The organism is Ameyamaea chiangmaiensis, assembly GCF_013376175.1.
In the GTDB taxonomy this organism is placed as follows: Bacteria; Pseudomonadota; Alphaproteobacteria; order Acetobacterales; family Acetobacteraceae; genus Ameyamaea; species Ameyamaea chiangmaiensis.
Genome location: NZ_JABXXR010000160.1, coordinates 1 through 5,718 on the forward strand (window position 1 = coordinate 1; position 5,718 = coordinate 5,718).

The 5,718-nt window shown below is 68.2% G+C and carries 6 protein-coding genes; 4 read left to right on the top strand and 2 right to left on the bottom strand.

Annotated features, from left to right (window positions below; all coding sequences use genetic code 11):
• The coding region (locus HUK82_RS13890; RefSeq protein WP_176614528.1) for a mechanosensitive ion channel family protein at positions 1–1,924 on the top strand (1,924 nt) is incomplete at its 5' end.
• Positions 1,896–2,627, top strand: a complete 732-nt coding sequence (locus HUK82_RS13895; RefSeq protein ID WP_176614529.1) for a 2OG-Fe dioxygenase family protein — start codon at positions 1,896–1,898, stop codon at positions 2,625–2,627. The genes HUK82_RS13890 and HUK82_RS13895, both read left to right, overlap by 29 nt.
• Before the next feature lie 24 nt (positions 2,628–2,651).
• On the opposite strand, the gene HUK82_RS13900 is transcribed toward HUK82_RS13895, so the two are convergent.
• Entirely contained in the window at positions 2,652–2,873 is a 222-nt protein-coding gene (locus tag HUK82_RS13900; protein ID WP_176614530.1) for a DUF1653 domain-containing protein, read from the bottom strand.
• 78 nt (positions 2,874–2,951) lie between these two features.
• Here HUK82_RS13900 and HUK82_RS13905 point away from each other — a divergent pair, with 78 nt between their 5' ends.
• Positions 2,952–3,509 carry a hypothetical protein gene (locus HUK82_RS13905; RefSeq protein WP_176614531.1) on the top strand — a complete coding sequence of 186 codons (558 nt, stop codon included), beginning with the start codon at positions 2,952–2,954 and terminating at the stop codon, positions 3,507–3,509.
• A 94-nt stretch (positions 3,510–3,603) separates the two neighbouring features.
• On the top strand, positions 3,604–4,173 hold the full coding sequence (locus HUK82_RS13910; RefSeq protein ID WP_176614532.1) for a nicotinamidase: 570 nt from the start codon (positions 3,604–3,606) through the stop codon (positions 4,171–4,173).
• 50 nt (positions 4,174–4,223) lie between these two features.
• Here HUK82_RS13910 and HUK82_RS13915 read toward each other — a convergent pair whose 3' ends face one another.
• Positions 4,224–5,513, bottom strand: coding sequence for an adenylosuccinate synthase (locus HUK82_RS13915; protein ID WP_176614533.1), 1,290 nt, complete (start codon positions 5,511–5,513; stop codon positions 4,224–4,226).
• Positions 5,514–5,718: the final 205 nt, after the last annotated feature.

Below are 5,718 nucleotides of genomic sequence, written 5' to 3' on the forward strand. Positions count from 1 at the left end.
GACCGTGTCGCCGACCCCCGACGATGCCGCCGCCGTCGTGCCGGCCGCTCCGGTCGACGGGCAGCCGGGCACGGAGATCGAACGCGACAAGCGCGCCGAGGACGTACGGCGCGGGCAGGACACGATGCGTTTCCTGCGCCGCGTGCCGTTCGCGCTGGGTCACTTTCTTCTGAAGCTGGTGCCGGTCGCGGTCTGCGTTGGTATCGGCAATCTCGGCGTGGCGTTGCTGCCGCAGACCGACGAAGCCGAGGTCGTGGGTCTGACGACGGTCAATGCATATGTGATCGCACGCTGCCTGTATCTGGTCGTCGAGACGATTTTCGCGCCGTCCTCGCCGGGTCTGCGGTTGTGGATGGTCTCGACCGCGATCGCGCGCCGGATCGTGCGGTGGTGGGCCGTGCTGGTGGCCGCACCGGCGATCATCGTGTGGCTGACCACCGTCGGCAGCACCTTCGACATGGCACCACGCGGCGTTCAGGCGCTGATCCGCGCCATCGTGCTGATCGAGCATCTGCTGCTCGCCATGTTCATCTGGCGTCTCCGCGGGCCGGTGGCCGATGGTCTGCAACCCTCCGCGGCGCGGCAGAAGCAGCCGTTCTGGGCGTTCATGGCGCATCTGGCCCGGATCTGGTGGCTGCCCGCCATTTTCCTCGACATCGCGTTCTGGGGGGTCTGGGCGACCCAGCGCCATGACGGCTATCGCTGGATCTGGCAGGCCACCGGCCTGACGGTGGCGGTGCTGGCGCTGGGGCGGCTTCTGGGCATCGCACTGTTCAGCCTGCAGGATCGCCTGTTCCGCCTCGGCGGACGTGGGGTCGAAACGACCGAGTCCACGCCCCTTCAGCGGCGGCTGGACCGGTACTATCCGCTGGCGCGGCGGACGACGAACGCCATGGTGGTCGTGCTGACGGCGGTGGCACTGCTGCAGGTGTGGGGCGTGCCCAGCGTCGCGTTCTTCACCGGCAACCCGGTGGGCGTGCGGTTGCTGTCGGCTGTGGTCACGATTCTGGTGGCCATCACCATCGGTATCGTGGTGTGGGAAATCTCGAACACCATGCTCGACCGTCGCGTGGAGCTCTATTCCAGTGGCGACGCGGTGTCGCGCGCGGTGAGGCTGCGCACTGTCCTGCCGATCATCCGCACCGTGCTGGCCGTGTTCATCATCATCATCGTGACGGTCACGACCCTGTCGCAGATTGGCATCAATGTCGCGCCGCTGCTGACGGGTGCCGGCATTCTGGGTGCCGCGATCGCGTTCGGTTCGCAAAGTCTGGTCAAGGATTTCATCACCGGGTTCTTCATGCTGGTCGAAAACGCGATCCAGGTGGGCGACGTCGTTACGGCGGCCGGGGTGACCGGCACGGTGGAGCATCTGTCGATCCGCACGCTGCGTCTGCGCACGTCGGCCGGCGATATCAATATCATCCCGTTCTCGTCGGTGACGTCGGTGTCCAACCAGTCGCGCGACTACAACTACGTGACCGTGACGTTGACGCTCGATCTGGGCGAGGACCCCGATCGTGTGGCCGCCTTGATCGATCAGGTCGTGGGCGAGATGCGCGACGAACCGGCCTTCGCCACCCGCGTCCAGAGCGGCTTCAACAATCTGGGCGTCAATTCGGCGGACGCGGGCGGCGCGGTGCTGATCGGCCGCGTGCGTGTCGAGGCCGGCGCCCGGGCCACGATCGAGCGCGAGCTGTATCGCCGCCTGCGCGGGCTGTTCGTCGCCAATGCGGTACATTTCCCCGGCTGGGCGCCTCCGATCATGCGTCTGGTGACCGAAGCGCCGATCGACGTCGCGTTCACCGGCGAGGCGCCGTCCGCGCCGCCACCCCCCCTGCCGCCGTCTCCTACGGCGGCTCCTTCCGGCGCCGCGCCGGCCGAGGTCCCGACCGATGACGCACCCCGTCCCGCCGCTTCCTGAACTCGAACACGCCCTGCGCGATCAGGGGTTCGTCTTCGTGCCCTCCGAACGCACGCGGGCGCTGCTGGAGCCGTTCGGCCTGACCGACTGGGACGGGTTTGCGGCGAGCTGGGGTCGGCTCGGCCTGGACCGTTACATGGCGGATGGCGGCCGCTACCGCCGACGGCGCCACGCCACCTACGTGCTGAGCGACGGGCAGGTGCTGCGCCGCCGCCACCAGCCCCATTACCAGAGCCGCGACTATAACGAGCTCAATGGCGGGATCGAGCGCTGGTTTCGCCCCGTGGAGCCGGAGATCGGGGCGCATCCCGCCCTGATCGCGGTGCTGCGCGCGATGTATACGCTGGCCACCGATCTCACCCCGCCCGAAGCGCTGCCCGAGGCGTGGCACACGGAGATCCATCAGTTCCGGATCGAGGCCAGCCTGGACGAGGCCGGGCAGCCGACGCCCGAGGGCCTGCACCGCGATGGCGTCGACTGGGTAATGGTCCTGATGATCAGCCGGGAAAACATCGCGCAGGGCGAGACGTCGATCCATGGCCTGCGCGGCGAGCCGCTGGGCGGCTTCACGCTCGACCGGGCGATGGACGCCGCCATCGTGGACGACAACCGGGTGTTCCATGGCGTGACGCCGGTTCGCCCGCTCGACCCCACGCGCCCGGCGTTTCGCGATGTTCTGGTGGTGACGCTGCGCCATCAGTGACGGCAACGGCACCAGGCCGTCCGTTCAGCGCACCAGACGGGCGAAGCGCGTGCCCTTTGCCACCGGGGCCTGCCACAGGTCGAGTGGGCGAACCCAGATGGTGCCGTGCGCCTCGGCGCGATAGGTGACAAGCCACTCTTCGGTCTCCGAATGGCGACCCACGGCCAGCACCGTATAGAGACCGCCCTTGTAATGTCGATAAACGCCGGGTTCTGGCGATCCGGGGGGCAGTTCGTGCGTTGTCATGTTCTGGTGTTCCCGACCTGTTCATGCCCATGGTCACCGGGCATAGTAGTTCCTGTCGATAGCCCGCGCGGAGTTCCGATGCCACGTTCGTTCTTCCTGATCCGGTTTCTGGCCCCATGGGCCGTGGCGGCGTTCATGGCCATGTCCGTCGCGCAGGCGCAGACGGGCCCGGTGATCCTGACGCAGCAGCCCGGCACGGCGCTGGACATCTCGGCCCGTCAGCTGATGGCGGGCGACCTCGCACGCGCCAAGGCGCGGGGGGAGACGCCGATCGTGCTTATCGGTTCCGCGCCGTTGTCGTCGCGCAAGGGGGATGTCGCCCTGTTCGTGCAGGTCCAGTCCGCCAGCCTGTGCGGGTCGGCCGGATGCTCCACCTCCGTCTATCTGAAACACGGTGAACACTGGTCCAAGGTGCTGGATTCGGTCAGCGGGCCGGTGACGGTGATGCCGAAATCCCATGGCGGGATGCGGGATCTGCGCATCGACTCCCACGATGTCTGGCGCTGGCAGGGCACCGCCTATCAGGACACGGCCCCGAGCATCGGCAGCGACGAGGCATTGCGCCGTTCGGTCGAGGCGCACCAGGCCGCCGTCCGCAAGGATTCGGCCCAGACGTCGGGCGATGCCGGGCAATAGCACGCCATTCGCGCTGTGCCGGGTCTGACCGGCCCGCAGGCGCGGCCCATGTGGTTACGCTCGCTGCACGAGCTTTGGCGACGGAGATTTCCCGATGACTCGCTCTGGCCGATCGGCCCTGATCATCGTCGACATGCAGATCGACTTCATGCCCGGTGGCGCGCTTGCCATTGCAGAAGGCGATCGCCTCGTGCCGTCGATCAACACGCTTGCCCATGCGGGGTTCGGCGCCGTGGTGGCCACCAAGGATTGGCACCCGGCCGATCACTGTTCGTTTCGCGACCACGGCGGTCCGTGGCCGGCCCACTGCATCGCGGGGTCACGTGGGGCCGATCTCTGCCCGGGTCTCGATCCGCGGCCGGTGACACATGTGCTTCACAAGGGCCTTCACGCGGACTGTGACAGCTATTCCGCGTTTTTCGACAATGATCACGTGCGGTCGACCGGCCTGACGGGGCTGCTGCGCGATCTGTCGGTCGACCATGTGGTCGTGTGCGGGGTGGCTCTGGACTACTGCGTCGCGGCGACCGCGCGGGACGCGGTGGCCGAGGGCTTTCGGACCACGGTTGCGTCTTATGCCTGTCGGGGTGTCGCGCCGGACCCGACCGCCGCCCTCGCCGCGCTGCGCGAAGGCGGCGTGGAGATCGTCGGGTCGGCGGCCTGACGGCCGGGGTCGCCCCCAGCGTGGGGCGACAGGCGCAATCGGACCCGGCGTCAGTCCTGGAACGGGTCCCGCATCAGGATCGTGTCGTCGCGTTCCGGGCTGGTCGACAGAAGCGTGACCGGCGCGCCGACCAGTTCCTCGATCCGGCGGACATATTTGATCGCCTGTGCCGGCAAATCCGCCCACGAGCGCGCGCCGTGCGTGGTGTCGGTCCAGCCGTCCATGGTCTCGTACACCGGCGTGATGCGTGACTGCGCGGCCGGCGCGGCCGGGAAGTGGCGGACGGTTTTGCCGTCAAGCTCGTAACCCACGCAGATCTTGATTTCGGGCAGCCCGTCGAGCACGTCGAGCTTGGTCAGTGCCAGACCGTCCACGCCACCGACGCGCACGGCGCGACGGACCAGCATCGCGTCGAACCAGCCGCAGCGGCGCGGCCGACCCGTCACCGTGCCGAACTCGTGCCCACGCTCGCCCAGTGTGCGGCCGGTGTCGTCGAACAGCTCGCTGGGGAACGGGCCTTCGCCCACGCGCGTGGAATAGGCCTTTGCGATGCCCAGCACGAATCCGGCCGCGCGCGGGCCAAGCCCGGTGCCCGTTCCGGCATTCGACGCCACGGTGTTCGAACTGGTGACGAACGGGTACGTGCCATGGTCGACGTCGAGCATCACCGCCTGCGCGCCCTCGAACAGGATACGCTGGCCGTTGCGGCTGTTCTCGTCGAGCAGTTCGGACACTTCGGTCATGTAAGGCAGCAGCTTGGGCGCCAGATCCGTCAGATGCTTCAGCAGGTCGGCCTTCTCGAAGGTCGGCGCGCCCAGACCGGCCAGCAGGGTGTTGTGATGGAGCAGCAGCTCGTCGAGCTTCCAGTCCAGCGTCTCGGGCTCGGCCAAGTCGCACAGGCGGATGGCGCGGCGCGCGACCTTGTCCTCATAGGCCGGCCCGATGCCGCGCCCGGTCGTGCCAATCTTGCGGTCGCCGCGTGCTTCTTCGCGCGCGCGGTCGATCGCGCCGTGGACTGGCAGGATCAGGGGGCAGTTCTCGGCGATGCGCAGCGTCGCGGGCGACACATCGAGCCCCTGCGCGCTGACGCGCCCGATTTCGTTCAGCAGCGCTTCGGGATCGACGACGACACCGTTGCCGATGACGCCGGTCTTGCCGCGCACCAGGCCCGACGGCAACAGCGAGAGCTTGTAGACCTGCTCGCCCACGACAAGCGTGTGGCCCGCGTTGTGGCCGCCCTGGAAACGCACGACGATATCGGCTCGGCTGGCCAGCCAGTCGACGATCTTGCCCTTCCCCTCGTCGCCCCACTGGGCGCCGATGACGGTAACGTTGGCCATGACCTGCTCCTTGCATGAACCGCCCGGAGGGGCGGGGTAGATGGTTCTGAACGAAGATGTGCGGCCCGCAGGCCGGTCAGTCGAGCGCGACCAGATGGTCGGCGTGCCACACGTGCGCGCAACCCAGACGGCGCGCTTCGGCGGCGTTGTCGGCAACGGGCTCCAGCCCGCCCACGGTGGCGTAGCCCTCGGCGCGCAACGCCTG

Coding starts and splice junctions, on each gene's coding strand:
- HUK82_RS13915 (WP_176614533.1), bottom strand. CDS start 5,513: ATGGCCAACGTTACCGTCATCGGCGCCCAGTGGGGCGACGAGGGGAAG.
- HUK82_RS13910 (WP_176614532.1), top strand. CDS start 3,604: ATGACTCGCTCTGGCCGATCGGCCCTGATCATCGTCGACATGCAGATC.
- HUK82_RS13895 (WP_176614529.1), top strand. CDS start 1,896: ATGACGCACCCCGTCCCGCCGCTTCCTGAACTCGAACACGCCCTGCGC.
- HUK82_RS13900 (WP_176614530.1), bottom strand. CDS start 2,873: ATGACAACGCACGAACTGCCCCCCGGATCGCCAGAACCCGGCGTTTAT.
- HUK82_RS13905 (WP_176614531.1), top strand. CDS start 2,952: ATGCCACGTTCGTTCTTCCTGATCCGGTTTCTGGCCCCATGGGCCGTG.